Here is a 22,217-nt window from a genome sequence, read left to right as displayed (position 1 = left end):
TTCAATTATGTACTGGGCATGCTCACATGAACCCAGTCAAGCGTAGTCTTATTAATTTACACCTAACCGTAATATTACTCGGAGGGACAGCGCTGTTTTCTAAATTAATCGCTTTACCTGCCTTAGATATTACCTTTGGTCGTTCACTCCCCGCCTTCATTTGTCTATTTATTTTTGCCAAATTTTCTGGTGAAAGTTTGCGCTTAAACAATACAAAGGATTACTTTATTGGCATTGGGCTGGGGATCCTTATGGCAGTGCATTGGATGACCTATTTTATGTCAATGCAGTACTCCAGTGTGTCTGTCGGCATCATTGCCCTCTTTACATTTCCTGTAATTACCGTTTTGTTAGAACCTTTTTTTGAAAAAATAAAACTGAATTGGCAAGACGTGTTAAGTGCAGTTGTTGTTTTGTTTGGTATTTATTTAATTGTTCCAAGTATTTCTTTAGATAATGACGTCACGTTAGGTGTTTTAGTCGGTGTTCTTTCCGCGTTCTTATATGCACTAAGGAACCTCTTTCACCGTCAATATTTTTCGCATTATAGTGGTGCCAAAGCAATGGGGTGGCAAATCATGGTTATTTGTCCGTGCTTGATATTTTTCTTGGACGACAAGTTTATATCAATGGACACACACACAGCTCTTCTATTGCTATGTTTAGGTACGATTTTTACTGCTTTGCCACATGCTATGGTAGCAACAGCGCTAAAACATCTTCGAGCAAAGACCTTTTCACTGGTTGCATGTATGCAACCTTTTTACGGTGTAGTATTGGCGATTTTAGTATTGAACGAATCCCCGACAATAAAAACACTTATTGGCGGTGTACTGGTAATATCAGCTGCAATATATGAAACTATTAATACGCACCAGTCATACAAAAGAGAAAATGAGTGAGAATAGTCGCGCATCGCGGATTCAGTGAAAAATTTCCTGAGAACACAATTATCGCGTTTAAAGAGGCCATTGCTGCTGGTGTCTCAGCAATAGAATGTGATGTTCAAGAAGTAGATGATGAATTCTATGTTTTTCACGACTGGTCTCTTGACAGGCTAACCAACGAACAAGGCTCGATAAAGCGGCTCAATAGCGAACAACTATCTGATATCCGCGTGCAGGATTTACATAAGATACCAACCGTGAGCGACGTTTTCTCCGCCGTTAACGGAAAAGTGCTATTAAACTTGGAACTAAAGTCAATTGACAACCCTTTAGCCTTTATAAGACGCTTAAATTCTCTAATGAACGAATTTGAAACAGAATTAGTCCTATCATCGTTTGACCATCCAACATTAATCAATGTTCGTTCACTACTCCGTGATTCTCGCTGTCAACATAAGATTCGATACGCAGGCCTAATTTCACACTTACCCATTACAAAAGCCCAATACGCCGTTGACTTAGAATTAGATATCGCTGCGATTGACGCCCATCTAGTAAACGGAGCCTTCGTTAAACATGCTCACCAGCATAATATCGAAGTGTGGAGCTATACAGTCAATGAGGAAGTGCTACTTAGGGAATTAGACGTCATGAAAGTCGATGCGATATTTAGTGACAAGGTATCTTGGGCCTTAGATCTGCTAGGTAAATAAACTGCCAGTGCTTGGCTATTTACATCCTTTACAGCGACGACATAATCTAAGATTTAGTAAATGAGCACCGATTATAAGAATTGCACCGATCGCAATCGTAAGCGGTTCAAAATCATGACCAAATACGTCCTTATTCCAATAAATCAGCGCCCCAGCAACCAATGAGTAGATTGGATATAACTGACGATGATATTGATGAAAACCAATAAATAACGCCGCAAACCCAATCACGACTGAAAAAGATAGAATAGCTAATTCAAACCAGGCATCAGCGAAGAAACTAGAAGCAATTAACGGCGCTATGGGTAACAATAAAGGAAGAGCCAAGCAATGTAACGCACACAAACTAGTAATCCAAACACCTAACTTATCTAAGCGTTTAGTATCAAGATGCTTTTCTATTTTTGCTGGTGCTAAATCATCTGCGACAACATCTGTTGACTTAAATTGTTGCAATGTTTCTTCTACCTACATCAAGTTCTACCGACAAGCTAAATGCTCGCAGGCCAAAGGTGTTATAGTATAACATTGGATGCAATCAAGTTAAAACAGTATTTGTTATAAATTGAGCTATTGAGGCAGACTAAGTGATATAGGGGCAGCGTCCACCGTATTTAGTGATTTCGCGGTAAGGCGAGGGTTAAATCTAAACTTATTTTTCTCTTGCAGAAACTCGCTTACAGTGACTAACTCGACATCATTTGGCAAGTCCATTAAATACTCATTTAAAAAACTTAATGTCACCGGATATGGATGCGCTATGCCTATCGCCTTACCGCTTTTTCTCGCTTTTCGCAGCAATGCATTCAGTTGCTTGCGCAAAAACGCTTCGTTTTGGTAGTGATCTAGAAATATGTGTCGACTAGCTGCTGTAACGCCAATTTCATTCGCAAGCGCACCTGCTTTAGTGAATTTTGTTGTTCTGCTATCAATAAAAAACAGGTTTGTTGAGTGCAATACCGACATTACACTTCGCATCTGCAGCGTCATTTGCGTTAACTTACTTCCCATATGATTATTCACACCCACTGCATGGGGGACAGTTTGTAAGGCATCCAAGATGGCATTTTCAACTTCGCTAGGATACATATCAGCAAATATGGCTCCTTCACCTAAGTTCTCGCCGTTTAAGGATTCCATAGGCATATGAAGCATAACTTCTCGATTTTGATCAGCAGCGAAATAGGAGAATTTTGTGGAATACTCAGTATGAGGCAAAATTGAGAAAGTAACATTTTTCGGCAGCAAAAACGCCGCCTCATCAGATGCCTTGGCACCAATGTCGTCGACGATAATGGCAATTTGAACTCGCTCTTTCGCATTAGCGATGTCTTTTGCATTAACAAAAGCGCTTTGCAGCAAGAGCGACAACAACAAAAATACCAATAATTTATGAATGACTAGCTTATTACGTTTTAGCACACTGTTATTTTTATGACGCAGTCAAAATAAGAATATCAGTGTTGTGCAAAAATTGCACCTATTTGTATTTTTATGGATTGTTGCCGCAAAAAACGCTTTGTACTCAAAACATTTAGCTACTTAGTCTGGAGACGATATCCTCTAACATGCTTCGTGGACACCCATAGTTAATACGAAAGAAATCTGGACTACCAAAATCTCGTCCCGGTGATGGGCCAACGCCTTTCGATTCAGCCCATTTTTGAGTGTCACTAACATTAAGTCCGCTGGCATCGACCCACAATAAAAAGGTTGCCTCTGGCGCAATGCAAGAAAGACCATTGATGTTATTTATCGCGTTAACTAGGTAATCTCTATTCGCGCGCAAATAATCCAACTGAGCGTTTAACCACTCATCACATAGCGTAAATGCAGCCTCTGTCGCAACAAGCCCCATTACGGTTACCCATGGCACAATCCCGGCCCCTGCTTTTACAAACTTTCGGCGTTGTACAGCATTTGGGATGATGGCAAAAGATGTGCCTAAACCTGCGACGTTAAACGTCTTACTAGCGGCCATTAAAGTAATTGAGTTATCTGACAGCGCTGGAAGTTTACCTGCAGGAATATGCGTAACATCATCTAACACTAAGTCACAATGAATCTCGTCACTACATAGTGTGACACCATGTTTATTGCAAATATCGGCTACACGGCTCAACTCTTGCTCAGTGAGGACGGTACCCACAGGGTTCATCGGGTTACACATGATAAACAGCGACGCCTTTGGATGCGCAGCATGTTTTTCGAGCGCTTCAAAATCTAATGTCCAACGGCCATTCACTAAAATTGTCGGAACATCAAACCGTTCTCGTTGGTTAATTTGGGGAGCAGCTAATAAGGGCGGGTAATTTGGCGTCTGAACAATAATCCCTTCATTGTCTTCTGTAAAGGCTTTACTTGCCATATTGAAAGCTGGCACTACACCAGGTGTCCAAACAACCCACTCAGGTGAAACATCCCAAGCATATTGCTGTTTACACCAAGCAACAACGGCTTCAACAGCTGGCGTATATTCACTTGGCAAGGTGTACCCAAAAAGACCATGTTGACTTCGCGTGACAAGGCTATCGATAACACCTTGCGGGCTACTAAATTCAGTATCTGCCACCCACGTCGGGATAATATCTTTGCCCTTGTAACGTTCCCACTTAAATGCATGTGTAGCAGATCTATCTGGTATTTTATCAAAATTGAACAAAGCGAAACCTCTATAAGGGATATTTAGATTTAATATAGCAAAGAGCCACTTGGCTAGATAGTCGAGCCAGCGGAGATATTAAGAGCAAGTACGACTTTAATATTCAAATTTAATAGATGCGCTATTTAGAAAAAATGAATTACATTAACCTCACAGGTGTGTCAGGTTATTATTTGGCGTATATAGCCACTGCCGTCGTTATGTTTACCAAGAAAAAAGCCAGCGACAACAGGCTGGCTTTTGAGCTATCTATTGCGCTTAGCAAGCGCAAACTTTAGTCTTTCTTCGTTCTTGATGCACGTTTACGGTCACTTTCGGTAAGTAATTTTTTACGTATACGAATGCTCTCAGGCGTCACTTCTACCAACTCATCATCATCAATGAACTCTAGGGCTTGCTCTAAGGTCATCACGATAGGTGGTACTAAGCTCTGTGCTTCGTCAGTGCCAGATGCACGTACGTTTGTCAGTTGCTTCCCTTTCAGTGCGTTCACAGTTAAGTCGTTATCACGGCTATGAATACCTATCACCATGCCTTCATAAACCTCTACCCCATGTCCAATGAATAGGCGACCACGATCTTGAAGGTTAAACAACGCATTTGTAAGTGCCTTACCTGTCGCATTGGCGATAAGTACACCATTCTTACGTTGACCAATTGTGCCACCTTTGTGTGGACCGTAGTGATCAAACGTGTGATAAAGCAATCCCGAACCAGAGGTTAAAGTCATAAACTCAGTTTGGAAGCCAATAAGCCCGCGACTCGGGATCATGAAATCCATACGAGTGCGCCCTTTACCGTCAGGCGTCATATTGGTTAATTCAGCTTTACGGATACCTAACTGTTCCATGATAGAACCTTGATGCTCTTCTTCACAGTCAATCGTTAGTGTTTCGTATGGTTCTTGTAACTCGCCATCAACTTCTTTCAAGATAACTTCTGGACGAGAAACTGCTAGTTCATAACCTTCACGACGCATGTTCTCAATCAAAATACCTAAATGAAGTTCGCCACGACCAGACACTCTGAATTTGTCAGGGTCTTCCGTTTCTTCAACTCTCAATGCAACGTTATGGACCAATTCATTGTTCAGGCGATCTAAGATGTTGCGAGAAGTAACATATTTACCTTCTTTTCCAGAAAACGGGGATGTATTTACTTGGAACGTCATGGTGACCGTCGGCTCATCAACAGACAGCGCCGGTAATGCTTCAATCGTGTTTACATCACACACCGTATCAGAGATTTTTAACTCACCTAAGCCTGTAATTGCAACGATGTCACCTGCACTTGCTTGTTCAACGTCATGACGATCTAAACCAAGATAACCAAGTACCTTGCCAACTTTACCGTTTCTCTTGTCTCCAGCAGCATTAACGACTGTCACTTGCTGGTTAATTTTCACGACACCACGTTTAATACGACCAACACCAATAACGCCTAAGTAGCTGTTATAGTCCAACTGCGAGATTTGCATCTGAAGTGCGCCTTCAGCATCGGCATCCGGTGCAGCAACTTGTTCTATGATGGTTTCGAACAAGGGGGTCATATCTGTGCCCGTATCTTCCGCTTCATTAGACGCCCAGCCGTTTAACGCCGACGCATACACTACTTGAAAATCTAATTGATCGTCAGTCGCGCCTAAGTTATCAAATAAATCAAATACCTGATCAATAACCCAATCTGGACGCGCCCCTGGCTTATCAATCTTGTTGACCACAACAATTGGTTTTAAACCTTGGGCAAACGCTTTTTGCGTAACAAAACGTGTTTGCGGCATAGGACCTTCTTGCGCATCGACCAGTAACAGTACTGAATCTGCCATTGACATAACACGTTCTACTTCCCCACCAAAATCGGCGTGTCCAGGGGTATCAACAATATTAATCCTGTAGTCACCATAATTTATCGCCGTATTTTTAGCGAGAATGGTAATACCACGTTCTTTTTCAATGTCGTTTGAATCCATTACACGCTCTTCGCTGTCGCCACGAGTTTGTAAGGTACCTGATTGTTGTAAAAGCTTATCAACCAAAGTTGTTTTACCGTGGTCAACGTGCGCAATAATAGCGATATTGCGTAAGTTAGCGATGCTGGAAGACATAAATACTCTCAAAATTTGCCCGCGGTCTTTATATGACTACAGGAGATAACTATTTGGCGGCGGATTGTACAGATTTATTGTGGATTAGGCTATGTGAATTCATGTTTTTTGTCTAAATAAAACATGCTGATAACATTTAAGCTGACTTCGGTTGATTTCAGAACATTCAAAAGCATAACAGACACACTATAAGAGGAGTATGTATGCGTTTGTTATTTATTAAATATCTATCCCAATGTAAACCGATATTCCAGCAAATTAACGTTCAAAATTATTTAGAATGCAATGACTTCACTTTTTCTGTGCAAACCTCAGAGGTGTAGCACCAAACAAGTGCAACACTTTATCTAATTCGATTTTATACCATGACATTATCTATTGAAAACAAAGTGTTAAGTATTCTTTACCATTGGCATGATAATAGCTTTAAAATCCGTTAATTCCGCAATCGCGTTATTATTGTTACATCGCTCACCCCAAGCTAGCCAGATTGTTAGTTTACGGGGCTTGATTATGGTTAATACTTATGGTCATACTTAAGTGTTGCCAACTATCGTTGTAACGACAAAACTTTCGTTTTTCGGGTCAACCACATGGTTGCCCAAATATTCATCACACAACGGACTTAAAACTGGAGAACTATATGTCAATTGAGTCAGCTTTAGCGCTTATCACTGAAAGCGAAGCTAAGTTTGTAGATTTACGTTTCACAGACACAAAAGGTAAAGAGCAACACGTTTCTATACCAGCAGGATTAGTAGATGACGAATTTTTCGAAGAAGGAAAAATGTTCGATGGCTCATCTATCGCTGGATGGAAAGGCATCAATGAATCAGACATGATCCTTATGCCTGACGCAGAGAGTGCTGTAGTTGACCCATTCGCAGAGGAAACTCAAGTAAATATCCGTTGTGACGTAGTTGAGCCTTCAACGATGAAAGGTTATGACCGTGATCCTCGCTCAGTTGCTAAGCGTGCAGAAGAGTTTTTGAAGTCTACTGGTATCGGTGACACCGTATTGTTCGGTCCAGAGCCAGAGTTTTTCTTGTTTGATGATGTAAAATTCCATACAGACATGGCCGGTTCGTTCTATGCAATTGATGCTGAAGAAGCAAAATGGAACTCTGGTTCAGATTATGAAGGCGGCAACATGGGGCACCGTCCAGGTGTTAAAGGCGGATATTTTCCAGTACCTCCAGTAGATTCAGCGCACGATATGCGCGCTGCAATGTGTCTTGTTATGGAAGAAATGGGCTTGGTAGTTGAAGCGCACCATCACGAGGTTGCTACTGCGGGTCAAAATGAAATTGCTTGCCAATTCAATACCCTAGTTAAGAAAGCCGATGAGATCCAAATCTACAAGTACGTTGTGCACAATGTTGCTCACGGTTACGGAAAAACGGCAACATTCATGCCTAAACCTTTAGTAGGCGACAACGGTTCTGGCATGCACTGTCACCAATCGATTGGTAAAGACGGCAAAAACATCTTTGCTGGTGACAAATATGCAGGCCTATCAGAAGAAGCTCTCTTCTACATTGGTGGTATCATCAAGCACGCACGTGCAATAAACGCTTTTGCTAACGCATCAACTAACTCGTACAAGCGCCTTGTACCTGGGTTCGAAGCTCCAGTAATGCTAGCGTATTCTGCTCGTAACCGCAGCGCATCAATCCGTATTCCTTACGTAACGAGTGATAAAGCACGTCGTATTGAAGTACGTTTCCCTGACCCAACGGCTAACCCATACCTTGCGTTTACTGCGATGCTTATGGCGGGTATCGACGGGATCAAAAATAAAATTCACCCTGGCGATGCAGCTGACAAAGATTTATATGACCTACCTGCAGAAGAAGCTGCGTCTATTCCAACAGTCGCTAGCTCACTAGAGCAAGCACTTGAGGCACTTGACGGTGACCGTGAGTTCTTAACCGCTGGTGGTGTAATGTCTGATGATATGATCGATGCATACATTGCGCTTAAATCTGAAGAAGTTGAATTAGTAAACATGACAACTCACCCAGTTGAGTTCGATATGTACTACAGCGTATAAATATTCGAAGTTAATACATATGTATAAAAGGCCTGCATTATGCAGGCTTTTTTTACGTGTCTGCATTCTGTAATATATGACGTGTATCCATGATAGGACGATTAAATATGTTGTTACGTGTGTGCTTGATTTTTTCTATGATTGCGCTAATGAACATTGTATATGCAAAAGTTTATAAGACCGTGCACGAAGATGGTACAGTCACCTATTCAGATACTCCTTCAGCAGGTGCAATTGAAGTAGAAATAAAAAGCACGATCACAACCATTCCTGCATCACCCCTCAAACCACCAAAAACATCACTACAAAATACGATCAAAAAAAAATCATATCAGCTTTCTGTATTGCAACCAAATGATGAACAAACAATCCGCAGTAATAGTGGGGATATTACTATTGCGGCTGCGTTAGAGCCTAAATTAGCTGGCCTATTTACTTTATCGCTAAGTGGTACAGATTATCAGTCACCAACAGGTATGTTCGCATTAAAAAACGTCGACAGAGGCGAACATACTTATCAAATTCACTTTACTGATAACACAGGCAAGGTTATTGCATCTACCCCGCCAAGAAAGCTGTACTTGCACCGCACATCTCTAATCAATCGCCCTAATTAAGGGATTGTCCTGATTCTACAAGCAGTTAAGGTGGTGCATTATCTATAAAGCTTATTAGACTTTTGTAGGTAAGCAGCCTAAATTACCATTAAGCACCACAATGGTGCATTGAATTTGTTAGGTGAGGAATTATTTTTGGGAAATACGCCCCTACTTTTGGAAACAATATTCCAATCGATGACAAATGCGCTTCTAGTGCTAGACGATGAACTTAATATTGTCTACGTGAATGAAGCCGCATTGAATGTGTTCGAGACCGGTTTAACGCAAATCCAAGAAAAGCCTTTCAATGAGTTTTTCCTTGAAGAGTGTTTCGATCTTTCTCGTTTTCAAAAGGCGTTCATGAAAGGTGAAGAATTCTCAGAAGCCGAGCTTCAATTGTGCTTCAAAGATGGCCGTTGCACATTGGTTGACTTACAAGCAAACATTTTTAAAGTAGAACACAATATATACTTGCTGCTAGAAATAATGCCGGTTGATAAACAACGAAAAATTAGCCAAGAAACCCAGCAATACGCCCAGCAGATGGCGGCGCGTGAATTGATACGGGGGCTCGCACATGAAATTAAAAATCCATTGGGCGGTATTCGAGGTGCTGCGCAGCTTTTAAATAAACAGCTCCCGTCAAAAGAACAACAAGAATTCACGCAAATGATTATGGAACAAGCAGACCGTTTGCGTGGACTCGTTGATCGACTTTTAGGGCCAAATACGCTCCCAAGAAAGGATTATTGCAACTTGCATGAAGTTATCGAAAAAGTGAGATCGCTCATTCTTGTCGACCAGTCTTATTCTATATCGGTTACAAGAGATTACGATCCCTCAATTCCCGATGTCTTTGGTGATCCTGACATGCTGCAACAAGCGCTACTCAATATCGTTCGTAACGCTAGCCAAGCCTTGAAAGAAGCTAAAATTCAACAGCCAAACATAAGGTTAAAAACCAGGATAGAAAGAAGCTCAGTAATCAACGGTAAACGACATGCATTGTGTGCATTGATAAGTGTAATCGACAATGGACCTGGCATCCCTAAAGAGCTGAGAGATACATTATTTTATCCGATGGTTACCAGTAAGAAAAACGGCAGTGGATTGGGATTGTCCATAGCACAAACATTAACAGATCATCATCATGGAAAGATAGATTTGGAAAGTTTCCCTGGTTACACGGAGTTTACCATCTATATACCAATAACAATAAAGGACGCAAACAATGACTGAACCAGTATGGGTTGTTGATGACGACAGTTCAATTCGATGGGTATTAGAGAAAGCTTTAAAAGTCGCAAACATTGGATGTATGAGCTTCTCTAACCCTGAAGATCTACTATTACAAATTCAAAGTGGGAATGCACCGCAAGTGGTTATTTCAGACGTACGTATGCCAGAAATGGATGGGATGGCCTTATTAGAAGAAATACATGAACATGTGCCAGATTTACCCATAATCATAATGACCGCGCATTCTGATTTAGATAGTGCAGTAAAAGCGTACAAAGGCGGAGCTTTTGAATATTTGCCAAAACCCTTTGATATCGACGAAGCCGTATCATTGACAAAACGCGCGTTAGAACACGCCAGAGAAACCAGTCAACTGAGGCAACAAGAGTCCTTAAGTTCAAATACTGAAATCATTGGTGAAGCGCCTGCAATGCAAGAAGTGTTTCGCGCCGTAGGTCGACTTTCCCGCTCATCAATTAGTGTTTTGATAAATGGTCAATCTGGTACTGGGAAAGAGCTTGTCGCACAGGCCTTGCATAAGCACAGCCCGAGGAGCGATGAAACGTTTATTGCACTGAACATGGCGGCGATACCTGCTGACTTAATCGAATCAGAGCTGTTTGGTCACGAAAAAGGGGCATTTACTGGCGCCCAAAATGCGCGTCAAGGACGATTTGAACAAGCCGACGGAGGAACGTTATTTCTCGATGAGATTGGTGACATGCCAATTGACGTTCAAACTCGTTTGTTGCGAGTACTCGCAGACGGTCAATTCTATCGAGTTGGGGGCCATCAGCCTGTAAAGGTTGATGTAAGAATTATTGCAGCCACGCATCAGGATTTAGAGCAACGAGTACATGACGGCAAGTTTAGGGAAGATTTATACCACCGCTTGAATGTCATTAAAATTCACATCCCTAGTTTGAATGAGCGCAGAGAAGATATTCCTTTGCTTGCTAAGCACTTTTTGTCGAAAGCATCCAAAGAATTGGGCGTTGAGAGTAAACAGCTTTCTGAATTGGCGGAACACCGACTAATGGAAGTTGCTTGGCCCGGAAACGTAAGGCAGCTAGAAAACACTTGTCGCTGGCTCACGGTAATGGCGAGTGGCCAAGAAATACTCGTAGATGACCTACCACCTGAGCTTCACACCTTAACCGAAGACACATCTCAAACTGCGGTGCACGATGATTGGACAGTCCTGTTAGCGAATTGGGCTGACAAACAGTTGTTGTCTGGTCGCAATGATATCCTAGATGTCGCTCAATACGATTTTGAAAAGGTGCTACTGAGTTGTGCGCTAAAGCACACGCAAGGTCACAAGCAAGAAGCAGCTAAACGACTCGGATGGGGAAGAAACACTCTGACTCGCAAACTGAAAGAGCTGAATTTCAGCAACGACTAATAGGGCAGAGGTAACCGAATTAAAAAAGGAGCTAATGTATTAGCTCCTTAACAACATTTACACTCTTGAAATGCATTTTACATTGGCTCAATCATTTCCAAGCAGAAAGAGAACTTAGTACCGCATCCCAATTCACTGCTGACTTCTAACTCAGAGTCGAACAGTGCGATTAATTTTTGGCTTATAGCTAAGCCAAGTCCAACATGAGTAGTTGCATCACGCTCAGTATTACTAGCTTGGTACCGCGCATCAAATATGTGTGACAATTCTTCTGACGATATACCTACACCAGTGTCAACAACACTGACTAATAATTTACCAGCTTTATCACTCACTTCTAAGGTAATTTTACCGTTAGGTGGTGTATGTCTAATCGCATTCTCAATTAAATTAGATAATACACGTTCTACCTTTTCAATATCTGCTCGAACAAAACCACTTGCCTGATCGATCAATACGGCTAATTCAATATTTTTTGCCTCGGTCTTGATCTTAAACTTCGCTGCAATGTCATGCAGAAGTTCAGCCAATTGAAAGGTTTCCAACTTAAGCTTTATATGTCCACTTTCTAAATAGGCTAATTCAAATATTTGATCTATTAGTCGCTTTAAATTACGCAAGTTTTTCATGCAAATCTGAATGAAATGGGCGCGATCCTTTTCATCCAATTGCTTGTCTTTTAATGATAGGGTTTCAACATAGCCTTGTAAATTAGCTAGAGGAGTACGTAAATCATGACTCAAATCCGCTAACAATGCGCGACGCTGACTATCATTTGCCTTTATCTGCTGCCATTGCTTATCTATATGCTTTAACATTTCATTAAAAGCAAAGCCTAGTCGCTGAACTTCATTACGAGATTCGTTTCGCCATGGCAACAATTGAATACCAGATCCGGTTAAATCAAACCCATTGTTTCTAAAGCGATCCATGTCATCACTCAATCGTTTAAGTGGCGCTGTGAAAAACCTAAACAAAAGCAAAAGTGCAAACAACAAGAAAAGTAGGCCAGCAAAAACAATAAGTGCAAATTGTTGAACACCCTTACTTTGTTGCAACTCATCAATTATCGAATCATATTGCGAGCCTCCAACAATGACATATAAGTATCCTTGTAATTTATCGCCATTAAAAATAGGCGCCGCAGAAAATATTTTTTGTTTATCGTTAGATTTAGGGTCATCGCCATACAAGGGAAAAGACGCATTTCCTTCAATCATTTCCGTGATGGGGCCAAGTGAAATGCTATCTCTAACAACTTCCCCCGGCTTAGCTGAATAAGTTAAAAGCTTCCCATTTATGTCTACAAAATAAAATTCAAAGCTAGGGCCAAGTAACATAAGCGCATGAAAAAGGTTTTTTAATGCATCGTAGTCATAAACGCCGGTTTTCAACAATGGGTTATCAGACGCCAAATGTTCAGCAAGCTTAAGATGGAGGCGCTGCTCGCCCTCATGTTTGATACTAGTCTGTAAATACGTCGATGCAGTAGTAAGCAAGGCGATTACTAAAAAAAAACCGCCGACCAAAGAGACTGATAGCCGTTGATAAAAGCAAAGTTTGGGGTGCCACATATTAGCTCCCTTTGCTTACTTTATTAAATTTGTAACCTACACCCCAGACCGTTTGCACAAATTCGGGATTTGTTGCATCTTTTTCCACTTTTGAACGCAATCGATTGATATGAGAGTTTACGGTGTGCTCATATCCACAGTGCTGGTAACCCCATACTGATTCTAATAATTGGCTTCGAGAAAATACTTGATTGGGGTGTTGCATTAAATGAAACAGTAAATCAAATTCAGTTGCGGTCAAATCCAGTAATTTGTCATTTCTAAAGACTTCTCGGGTTTGTTGATTTATCGATATATCACCGCACTGCAGAAACCCTTCCTCAGGCACAACCTCTTCTTTCGCTTTTTGTAATAAATGCGCTTTACGAATTTGAGACCTAACTCTTGCTTGCAGTTCTGGAATACTAAATGGCTTACTCATGTAGTCATCAGCGCCTAATTCCAAGCCTAAGACCCTGTCAGTTTCAGAATTTTTCGCCGTTAACATCAAAATAGCTTGCTCAGGCTTGCGCTCTCTTAATTTTCGGCAAATGTCCAACCCACTCATCAAAGGAAGCATTACATCGAGTAACACTAGTGAATATGAATTGTTTAATGCCGCATTGAGACCACTTTGGCCATCTGCGCAATGATCAAGATTTAAACCTAGTTCACTTAAGTTAACCTTGATAAGTGCAGCAATATCCATGTCGTCTTCGACAATCAGCACATTGTCCATATTAATACCCTTAGATTTAATAGTGTTATATTAGTGATTTTGACATATGACCGAACAAGAGTGTAATTTAATTCAGCTAGTATGAAGTATCGCCAAGATGTATCGCAAAAGTATCACAAAAAGGACAAATTACAGTTACGCAATTTTACTTTCTGGTAACTCGGCAAAAGACTGCCAAATCGAATGTTTTGCGACAATGCTAAGTTGCTCGTCCAAAATTGCCAGTAAGTCTTTTTCTGTCGTCAAGGGATTAGCGAGTACCACGCGAAACACGGTAATCGGAACTGAACCGTATTGGTTAACTTCGATACGAGTTCTTGAAACAAATGACTTACCTGCTTCACGTTGTTGTTTTTGTACGGATACAGTCAAAGAATCTAACTTTTTGTTAAGTTCAATTTGCTTTTGTGAATGCATCGTTGAAAGAGCGGATAGAGTGGCTGGTCGCAAACGGTAAGTTAAGATAGACAGAGTCGGTTCTGTCACTAGTTCAAAATCTGGATGTGAATTTATTAATTCAGCAAATCGATGCGCCAATTGAATACTTCTGTCAATGAGTAACTGATACCCACCTTTACCAAATATATGTAAAGAGGAATACAGCATCATAGCCATACCATTTCTTGAACCTTCCAGAGTGGTCGCGCCAAGGTCTTTAGACCCTTCTCTTAGAATATACTGTGCATGATGACGAACTGCGTTACTGTGGGCAGGATCTTTAAAAATAGTCATACCTGCGCCCATTGGCACATACATCTGCTTATGCGCATCAATGGTAACAGAATCAGCTTTTTCGATGCCCTTGAGTTTATCTCGATATACATCAGAGAAAAGCGTAGCGCCTCCCCAGGCTGCGTCAACGTGAAACCAACACCCAAGCTCATTTGCAACATCAGCAAGTTCATCGAGGGGATCAACGTGCCCAGTTTCCGTCGTGCCGGCAATACCTACAATAGCCAACATTTTGTTGCCATCATCTTGATATTCACGACCAACTCGCAATGCATCCTTAGGCTCTAACACTTGGTTTGGACTTGGTAGGCTCAACATATTTTCTCGTCCGATACCGAGCACATCGATTGTCTTCCCTAATGAATAATGCCCGCGTCTTGACGCCATAATACCGATGTTGTTGATATTATAGTGCCGATAGGCATTCACTAATCCCGCGTTCCCAACCCCCCGAAAATCCTTATCTGGGCCTAATATCTTATTGCGAGCAACCCAAAGTGCCGTAATATTTGCGATTGTGCCACCTGAACAGAATGCGCCGAGTGAATGACGAGCACTATGTAAGTATTTCTCATAAAATGCTTCATCCTGGGCATAAATGAGGTTGTGCATCATCCCTAAGGTTTGCCGTTCTAATGGCGTAAATGCCTTCGATGTTTCTATTTTGACGAGATTTTGGTTAAGCCCAACGAGCAATTTAGATAGTGGTAAATGAAAATAAGGTAGCGCCGAAGTCATATGTCCAATAAACGTTGGCGCATATGTATTTACTGACTGCGCAACCAATTTATCCAACAACGTTTCGGCATGGCTCGACACAAATTCAGGTGCAACTGGGATGGCTGCATTAGAAAAGTCTTTTTCAATTTCTTCAAGAGAGGTTTTTTTTGCGACTACATGCTGCGATAAAAAGTCAGAAAGATTATCTGACAAATGTTTTTCTATCTTTGCAAGGGTAGAATCGTCGTTTTCAGGCTTTGTAAAAACCCTGAAAAGGTGTTCTAAACTAACCTCTGCCTTTGCCCTATCTTTCGCCAAAATCTGCCTTCATTTGTCATTTAAGGAGCGAAACTTTACCCCAGTTAAGTATTTTTACCAAGTGTAGCTAGACAAAATTAAGCTAAATCATTGTGTATATGACACTTTTTTTACATTTTTATTAAAGCCAAATAGAATTTGACTGATAACAAGTATAGAGAATTAGCGTATTAGGACCTAAGGTGCAAACAAACGTAGTAAGTGACAATGTGAATATCGAACATATTGTCCCGTTTTATCAACCGATATTTAATCTAGATACTGGCGCAGCCGTAAGATACGAATGTTTAGCTAGGCTCTTAGATGAACACCAGAAAATTCATTTACCCAATGAGTTCTTGTATTTAGTTGAGCGCACTGAATTTACCGCCGCAATGACTCAACGAATGCTTGACATGTCTACTGCATTTTTTAAACCAAAACAGATGCGCTGGAGTGTTAACATGTTCGAAGCCGACTTATCAGACATGCGAATTGTTGACGATATGGCTAAGCTTTGTCAGCATGTAGACAGGGGCTTATGCGGTATTGAATTACCCTACAGGAATGTAAAGAATAACTTGTCAGCCTTACGTAAATTCATGGAACAAATCCCCAAATTACACATTACGGTAGATGACGTCGATGAGTGTGATGCCAAATTACATGCACTCATTGCATCAGGCGTAGATGCCGTCAAATTAAAAGGAAGTGTAGTAAGGGAGTTTGCCTCAACCGGGTCCACAAAGAAAACCATTGAATGTGTACAACATTACTGTAAGGAATACTCTGTTAATCTAATTGCCGAACACATTGAAGACCAACAAACCTTAGAAGCGGTTAAATCTATGGAGATTAAATACGGTCAGGGGTTTTATTTATCAAAACCTCACACCACAGTATAAATGAGCCGAATACCGACTCTCATAGGTTTAATTTATATTCATTCGCATTGCTAGGCGCTAACACCTCGCCAACAACGCTGCCCTGAATCCTGATACTTTCTTTCAAAGGGTGTTATCGGCCGCGCTTTATGTTCTTCCACATGCATATCAAGACCATACTTGGCCAGTGCAATAGCAAACTCTCTTACGTAAATAGACCAATTTGAACGTACTTCAATCTTATTACAAACAGAGAGCATACTTGGTAATGCATCACTGGCATGCCAACGCTTACCTAGTTGAGATTTTTTAGGGTAGGGATTTGGGTAAAGCAAGTATTGCTTCTTAACCGCCCATGGGGTTTCTGTGTCTAGTTTTGCAGCTAGTAAACGCCAAAAATCATGTAAATCAGCTTGAATAACGATTGCATTAACAGCATCTGCGTCAGCATGACGTGATTTATAATATGCATGTTTATCAAGTCTTGCTGCTGACTTATCTACACCAATAACTCTTGCTTCTGGATATTTAGCAGCAAGCACAAGTGTGCTCTCCCCTACACCACAACAAGCATCAATAATGACACCACCATGCCAACCTTCGAGCCATTCGACAACATATTCAAATGCATCAGTAGTATGTTTTGCGAAAGGCTTATGTGATTTACCTGTTTGATGCTTTTGCACGTAACTCAGTAGATCTTCATGCACATCTTCTTGATTGCTTGTAATTTTTCTCGCTTCTTGCATCTCTATGTATTCCACATACCTACATACCAGAGTACGTTAGGTTCTTATACCAACACCTTTGTTGAGCAATCGCCAGGCAACAATATATAGAATGACGTTGAATACAATAAGTAGACCCAAAGACACGAAATAATTTACATCAGATACACCTAAAAACCCGTAGCGAAAACCATTTACCATGTAGACAATCGGGTTTGCCTTGCTAACAATTTGCCAAAATTCAGGCAACAGGGTTAGGGAGTAAAAAACGCCACCAAGATAAGTTAGGGGTGTCAAAACAAAAGTAGGAATAACACTTATATCATCAAAGTTTTTTGCATAGACCGCGTTAATAAGCCCCGCAGTCGAAAATAATATCGAGGTCAGTAACAGCGTTATCGCGATGACGGCAAAATTGTGAATTTGCACATCTACAAAAAACATCGAAACAAAGGTTACAATAATACCAATAAGTAATGCTCTGGCGACACCACCTCCCACAAAACCAAAAATAATGACCCATGTAGGTACAGGCGCAACGAGCAATTCTTCGACATTTTTTTGAAATTTCGCGCTAAAAAAGGAAGATGATACGTTTGCGTAAGAATTAGTAATAATCGACATCATTATAAGACCTGGAACGATAAACTCCATGTAGGTAAATCCACCCATTTCCCCAATTCGCTTACCGACCAAACTACCAAAAATGACAAAATACAATGACATCGTTATGGCAGGCGGCACCAACGTTTGCACCCAAATTCTCAAAAAGCGTGTACATTCTTTTATCCAAATGGTCTTTAGTGCAACCATATTTACACTACTCATACTGTTTCCTCAGTCTTATTTTCATTATTAGAGGATTCAACTAAACGCACAAATAGCTCTTCTAAGCGGTTTGCTTTGTTGCGCATGCTCATCACTTTGATATTTGCCGCAGAAAAATATTCAAACACAGGGTTTAAGCCGCTAGCTTTTGGTACGTCAACTTCCAAGGTATGAGAATCAATGACTCTTGAGTCGAACTCAGGAATTTGCGTATTTTGTATATCGCCTTCTACGTCAAACACAAAGGTTTCAATATTTAACGTCGACAGCAACGCTTTCATACTGGTATTTTCGACTATCGAGCCTTTATCAATGATAGCAATATTTCTACACAGCATTTCAGCTTCTTCTAAATAATGCGTGGTTAATATAATAGTAATACCTTGCGCATTTATCTGCTTCAAAAACGCCCACATCGAACGACGGACTTCAATGTCAACGCCTGCAGTTGGCTCATCTAAAATCAATATTCTTGGCTCATGCATCAGCGCTCTAGCAATCATGAGCCGACGCTTCATACCACCAGATAAATCTCTAGACCTTGTATTTCTTTTATCCCAAAGCTCTAATTGTTTTAAATATTTTTCTGCGCGCTGCTTTGCTATATCTCTTGGAACACCATAATAACCGGCTTGATTAATGACTATCTGCAACAAGGTTTCGAATTGATTAAAATTAAACTCTTGCGGCACTAAACCAATACATGACTTAGCCTCAACCTCTTGTTTCGACGCGTCATACTCAAAAACGTTAATATCACCCGCTGTTTTATTTACTAACGAACAAATTATGCCGATTGTTGTTGATTTTCCTGCTCCATTTGGCCCCAGCAAAGCAAAAAAGTCACCTTCCTCTACAGATAAATCAATCCCTTTAAGCGCCTTCACCCCTGCGCTATATTTTTTCTCTAAGCCTCGAATATCGATTGCTTTCATCAATTTCCCATTTGGTATTGTGTCGAATGAATATTTGTCGTGTATCTTTCTAACGTAAATTACAGATGCTTTCGAAAGTAAAAAAATAGAAGCGTAGTTTACCATGTAGCCATAAAAAACAAGTAAAGAAAACTAAAGTGAGTGTAAATTTCCATTCATGCGTTGCATAGAGCGCTCATATGTAAGTTGTATAATACAAGCGTCCGTGCTGGCTCTATGCCTTTTTAAGCCACTTCGACGAGCAATAAAGGCTTTATCTTTATCCCACGTATTAAACTGACTTTCTTTCATTATCAATTCCAAACTACTAATGCGAAATGCCATGTTGACTTTGGACTTACCAAACAGTTTAAGTAACCAGGGGTTATCTACTACCCATGCGTCTGAATACAACGTTTGGCCTCCAACAAAATCATTCAATTCGTGGCAAACGTCGATTGGGTTAATACCTCGCTGTTGAATAACACCCTGAGAAATACCGTGTATTTGCTCCGCTGAATCATCCCAGTGTATCCAATCATCAAATGGCTTTATCAAACGACAAAATCGGCTACCGTTAGGAAGTACTACACCGATTTCAATGGGAAAACTATGAATCCCAAATCCACTAGCTTCCACATCAATAATAGCGGGTAAAGAAGCTGCGATAATATACACCTTAAATAGTTGATAATGCCTTGAACATATTGTTAGCAAAATTTTTCGTATAAATGAAGGATTTTTATTCCGACTTCTCAGGTTTGAAGTAAATTTTTTCAAGCTGCTTTGCACAAAGTTTGATCTGCACCATCAAACTATGCCATTGAATAAATTATCCTATTAAAATAGGAGAAATGCATTCTCATCGATATTTGAAAACTGAAATGATGCATGCGCTAACAATCAGGAAAAACGAAATGCTAAGCGATGGCAAAACAAAATCAAGCGTATGCGAGTTACGTTCAAATGTATGCAGCCGCAACAAACACCATGACTCATTGGCGAATATTGTCTGAACCCCCTGAAATTCTGAGGCAGAACGGGTCCATGACTCTGATAATCAAAGATAAACTAAAGAAATACATGGGAATTTGGCAGTATATACTGAGTGACTTACAAACCGAAAAAATAAGCTGGTAATGTATCCTATCCGCAATCAACTTAGAGGTCGTTATTGTTTTGCATCAATCTTTTTTCCCGTCGTTTCCACATGACTTTAGCTAAACGCTTCATGCTGACTGTGGTATCTAACTCATCTACAATCTCAACACCTAGCAAACACTCAAGTAAGTCTTCTAGAGTAACAATCCCCTCAAGACCGCCATATTCATCTACTACCAACAAAATATGCACTCTAGAATTTAAGAAATGGTCAAATGTAGTGGCAAGGGGCATATCGCCCAACAATGTAACCATACTTTTCATAAACTCTTTCAATAGCCTATCGCCTTGCCCTTGCGCGCTGGCAAGTAAAATTTCCGACTTCATAACAAAACCGGTAATATTTTCAGATTCATTGTCTTCGTAAATTGGGATCCTTGAAAAAGGTTTGTTTGAATATTCTTCAACAAATTCGTCTACTGTAATGTCTTCAGAGACCGAAAATACAACGGTTCGGTGGGTCATTGCGTCTTTTATTTTACGCTCATGCAAGGTAAGAAGATTTTGTAAAAAATTAGCTTCTTGAGTCGCAAGTTGCCCTTCACTTTCAGAAAGTTCCGCCATTGCAAGTAATTCACTACGACTTAAACCTTTTAATGGACTTTCTTCAGTAAAGCCACTTGTCAACTTTTGAGACATTTGCACAAATGGATAAAGAACTAAAATGAGGTATTTGAGGAAATACGCAGTTATTGGCGCTAACGACTTCCAATATGTTGCCCCTAACGTCTTCGGAATGATTTCAGAAAAAACCAAAATTAATAAGGTTAACACGGCAGAAATAACGCCAAGGTATGCGTCACCAAATACCGACGCCGCCTGAGCGCCAGCGCCGGCGGCACCCATTGTATGCGCAATGGTATTTAAGGTTAAAATTGCTGACAACGGCTTATTGATATCGGTTGTAAGTTTATTTAAAAGAGCACCCGCAGGTTTTCCATCTTTTTCTAAAAGAGAAATGTATGCTTGTGAAACACTTAATATAACTGCCTCTGCGACAGAGCAGACAAAAGAAAAGCCTAAAGCTATAAAAACGTAGATAAAAAGTAAGACCATACGGTCGAAGACGCCATTTAAATATCAAAGGTCGAGTTTAACACTCAAACTAGTAGGTAGCACAATATGTTTTTATTCAGTACATTTATTTAAACATAAACATATTAAATTGCTAAAGACCACTAAGATCTAAAATTTGCTTTTCCGCAAATAAAAATAGAAATAGGTGCCTACAATTAAAGTCAGGAAGATTGCTTCAAATTTGATATTAAAATCAAATTGATAGTACTGAACATTCACAAATTCCGCTAAAACCGTTAAGTAAATAGCGACAAAGAGAATAAAAGTTAGCCTGAATAAAACCTTGGAAACCACCACAGCATCTTCCTCATTTCTCACCATGCAAGAATGGCTTATTTTTATTGTTAACTTGTCCGAAGAGCGAACGTCAAATAATTGACACTAGAATATTGCAAAAGGTTCAGGAAATTTTCAAGAGCTGATTTGATAAATTATTAATATATGTACCGCAATACAACAAATCTCTAAATAATTCAATCAATTGGAAAAATAAAAAATTAAATTTTTTTTTAGCAAAAAAGTATCTTATGCATATTTAGCATGTCGCATAAGAAAATTGCCGTAGCCCTTAAAAAAATAAGAGCTAAGCACTAAACGTTAAGTTTGTAAAATTTATTACTTCGTTACCACCCAAATTGCGTGGATGATGCCTGGCACATAGAGAAATATGCACAATAAGATGTTTATTAGTAGATCTTTACCTACGCCACTTTTCAAAAATACAGATATTGGGGGTAAAAATATTGCCAAAATAATTAGAATTAACTTACTCATGATACATCCATTTTAAATTCTTGTTCAAATAAACTAACATTCATGCGGCACGAACTTCAAGTGATAGCGGCAATAAACATTAGCTAATAAAAAAGCCAGCAAACGCTGGCTTTTTCGAATCTTTTAAATACTAGAGATTAGTCTAGGA

The 22,217-nt window shown here is 40.2% G+C and carries 20 protein-coding genes; 7 read left to right on the top strand and 13 right to left on the bottom strand.

Annotated elements, in window-relative coordinates:
* Positions 1–26 precede the first annotated feature (26 nt).
* Both QQK00_RS17310 and QQK00_RS17305 read left to right on the top strand, forming a co-directional pair.
* Positions 27–902, top strand: coding sequence for a DMT family transporter (locus QQK00_RS17310; protein ID WP_284218938.1), 876 nt, complete (start codon positions 27–29; stop codon positions 900–902).
* Positions 899–1,600 carry a glycerophosphodiester phosphodiesterase gene (locus QQK00_RS17305; protein WP_284218937.1) on the top strand — a complete coding sequence of 234 codons (702 nt, stop codon included), beginning with the start codon at positions 899–901 and terminating at the stop codon, positions 1,598–1,600. Before QQK00_RS17310 ends, QQK00_RS17305 begins: the two co-directional genes overlap by 4 nt.
* Positions 1,601–1,615: 15 nt before the next feature.
* Here the strand turns inward: QQK00_RS17305 and QQK00_RS17300 are convergent, their stop codons facing one another.
* The 4 genes from QQK00_RS17300 to typA form a co-directional block, all read right to left on the bottom strand.
* Complete coding sequence (locus tag QQK00_RS17300; RefSeq protein WP_284219078.1) at positions 1,616–2,002, bottom strand: MerC domain-containing protein; 387 nt, start codon at positions 2,000–2,002, stop codon at positions 1,616–1,618.
* A 168-nt stretch (positions 2,003–2,170) separates the two neighbouring features.
* Complete coding sequence (locus QQK00_RS17295) at positions 2,171–3,022, bottom strand: divergent polysaccharide deacetylase family protein (protein ID WP_284218935.1); 852 nt, start codon at positions 3,020–3,022, stop codon at positions 2,171–2,173.
* 112 nt (positions 3,023–3,134) lie between these two features.
* The gene (locus QQK00_RS17290) at positions 3,135–4,262 is read right to left on the bottom strand and encodes a MalY/PatB family protein (protein ID WP_284218934.1); all 1,128 of its coding nucleotides are present in this window, start codon (positions 4,260–4,262) and stop codon (positions 3,135–3,137) included.
* Between the two features lie 274 nt (positions 4,263–4,536).
* Positions 4,537–6,366 carry a translational GTPase TypA gene (gene typA / locus QQK00_RS17285; protein WP_284218933.1) on the bottom strand — a complete coding sequence of 610 codons (1,830 nt, stop codon included), beginning with the start codon at positions 6,364–6,366 and terminating at the stop codon, positions 4,537–4,539.
* A 643-nt stretch (positions 6,367–7,009) separates the two neighbouring features.
* Between typA and glnA the strand changes: the two genes are divergently transcribed.
* From glnA to glnG, 4 genes are all read left to right on the top strand, one after another.
* Positions 7,010–8,419 carry a glutamate--ammonia ligase gene (gene glnA / locus QQK00_RS17280; RefSeq protein WP_284218932.1) on the top strand — a complete coding sequence of 470 codons (1,410 nt, stop codon included), beginning with the start codon at positions 7,010–7,012 and terminating at the stop codon, positions 8,417–8,419.
* A gap of 107 nt (positions 8,420–8,526) precedes the next feature.
* Complete coding sequence (locus tag QQK00_RS17275; RefSeq protein ID WP_284218931.1) at positions 8,527–9,036, top strand: DUF4124 domain-containing protein; 510 nt, start codon at positions 8,527–8,529, stop codon at positions 9,034–9,036.
* Positions 9,037–9,171: 135 nt separating this feature from the next.
* Positions 9,172–10,257 carry a nitrogen regulation protein NR(II) gene (gene glnL, locus QQK00_RS17270; protein ID WP_284218930.1) on the top strand — a complete coding sequence of 362 codons (1,086 nt, stop codon included), beginning with the start codon at positions 9,172–9,174 and terminating at the stop codon, positions 10,255–10,257.
* Positions 10,250–11,662, top strand: coding sequence for a nitrogen regulation protein NR(I) (gene glnG, locus QQK00_RS17265; RefSeq protein ID WP_284218929.1), 1,413 nt, complete (start codon positions 10,250–10,252; stop codon positions 11,660–11,662). The genes glnL and glnG overlap by 8 nt, the downstream gene beginning before the upstream one ends.
* A 77-nt stretch (positions 11,663–11,739) precedes the next feature.
* Here the strand turns inward: glnG and QQK00_RS17260 are convergent, their stop codons facing one another.
* From QQK00_RS17260 to panP, 3 genes are all read right to left on the bottom strand, one after another.
* Positions 11,740–13,236, bottom strand: coding sequence for a sensor histidine kinase (locus tag QQK00_RS17260; RefSeq protein WP_284218928.1), 1,497 nt, complete (start codon positions 13,234–13,236; stop codon positions 11,740–11,742).
* A 1-nt stretch (position 13,237) separates the two neighbouring features.
* The gene (locus QQK00_RS17255) at positions 13,238–13,954 is read right to left on the bottom strand and encodes a response regulator transcription factor (RefSeq protein ID WP_284218927.1); all 717 of its coding nucleotides are present in this window, start codon (positions 13,952–13,954) and stop codon (positions 13,238–13,240) included.
* 135 nt (positions 13,955–14,089) lie between these two features.
* Positions 14,090–15,724, bottom strand: coding sequence for a pyridoxal-dependent aspartate 1-decarboxylase PanP (gene panP / locus QQK00_RS17250; RefSeq protein ID WP_284218926.1), 1,635 nt, complete (start codon positions 15,722–15,724; stop codon positions 14,090–14,092).
* Positions 15,725–15,906: 182 nt separating this feature from the next.
* Here panP and QQK00_RS17245 point away from each other — a divergent pair, with 182 nt between their 5' ends.
* On the top strand, positions 15,907–16,608 hold the full coding sequence (locus QQK00_RS17245) for an EAL domain-containing protein (protein WP_284218925.1): 702 nt from the start codon (positions 15,907–15,909) through the stop codon (positions 16,606–16,608).
* A 50-nt stretch (positions 16,609–16,658) separates the two neighbouring features.
* On the opposite strand, the gene trmB is transcribed toward QQK00_RS17245, so the two are convergent.
* The 6 genes from trmB to QQK00_RS17215 all read right to left on the bottom strand — a co-directional run bounded on the left by trmB (position 16,659) and on the right by QQK00_RS17215 (position 22,069).
* Positions 16,659–17,336: a tRNA (guanine(46)-N(7))-methyltransferase TrmB gene (gene trmB / locus QQK00_RS17240; protein WP_284218924.1), complete on the bottom strand. Its 678-nt coding sequence runs from the start codon at positions 17,334–17,336 to the stop codon at positions 16,659–16,661.
* Positions 17,337–17,372: 36 nt separating this feature from the next.
* A complete protein-coding gene (locus QQK00_RS17235) occupies positions 17,373–18,143 on the bottom strand; it encodes an ABC transporter permease (protein ID WP_284218923.1) in 771 nt (256 codons plus the stop codon).
* Entirely contained in the window at positions 18,140–19,078 is a 939-nt protein-coding gene (locus tag QQK00_RS17230; RefSeq protein WP_284218922.1) for an ABC transporter ATP-binding protein, read from the bottom strand. The genes QQK00_RS17235 and QQK00_RS17230 overlap by 4 nt, the downstream gene beginning before the upstream one ends.
* A 132-nt stretch (positions 19,079–19,210) precedes the next feature.
* Positions 19,211–19,774, bottom strand: coding sequence for a hypothetical protein (locus tag QQK00_RS17225; RefSeq protein WP_348521162.1), 564 nt, complete (start codon positions 19,772–19,774; stop codon positions 19,211–19,213).
* A gap of 444 nt (positions 19,775–20,218) precedes the next feature.
* On the bottom strand, positions 20,219–21,274 hold the full coding sequence (locus QQK00_RS17220) for a CNNM domain-containing protein (RefSeq protein WP_284218921.1): 1,056 nt from the start codon (positions 21,272–21,274) through the stop codon (positions 20,219–20,221).
* 636 nt (positions 21,275–21,910) lie between these two features.
* Positions 21,911–22,069 carry a YqaE/Pmp3 family membrane protein gene (locus QQK00_RS17215; RefSeq protein WP_284218920.1) on the bottom strand — a complete coding sequence of 53 codons (159 nt, stop codon included), beginning with the start codon at positions 22,067–22,069 and terminating at the stop codon, positions 21,911–21,913.
* Positions 22,070–22,217 lie beyond the last annotated feature (148 nt).

It is taken from the genome of Agaribacter marinus (assembly GCF_030160655.1).
Lineage (GTDB): Bacteria > Pseudomonadota > Gammaproteobacteria > Enterobacterales > Alteromonadaceae > Glaciecola > Glaciecola marina.
Note: the sequence above shows the minus strand (reverse complement) of the source record. Positions and strands in the feature narration are given on the sequence as shown.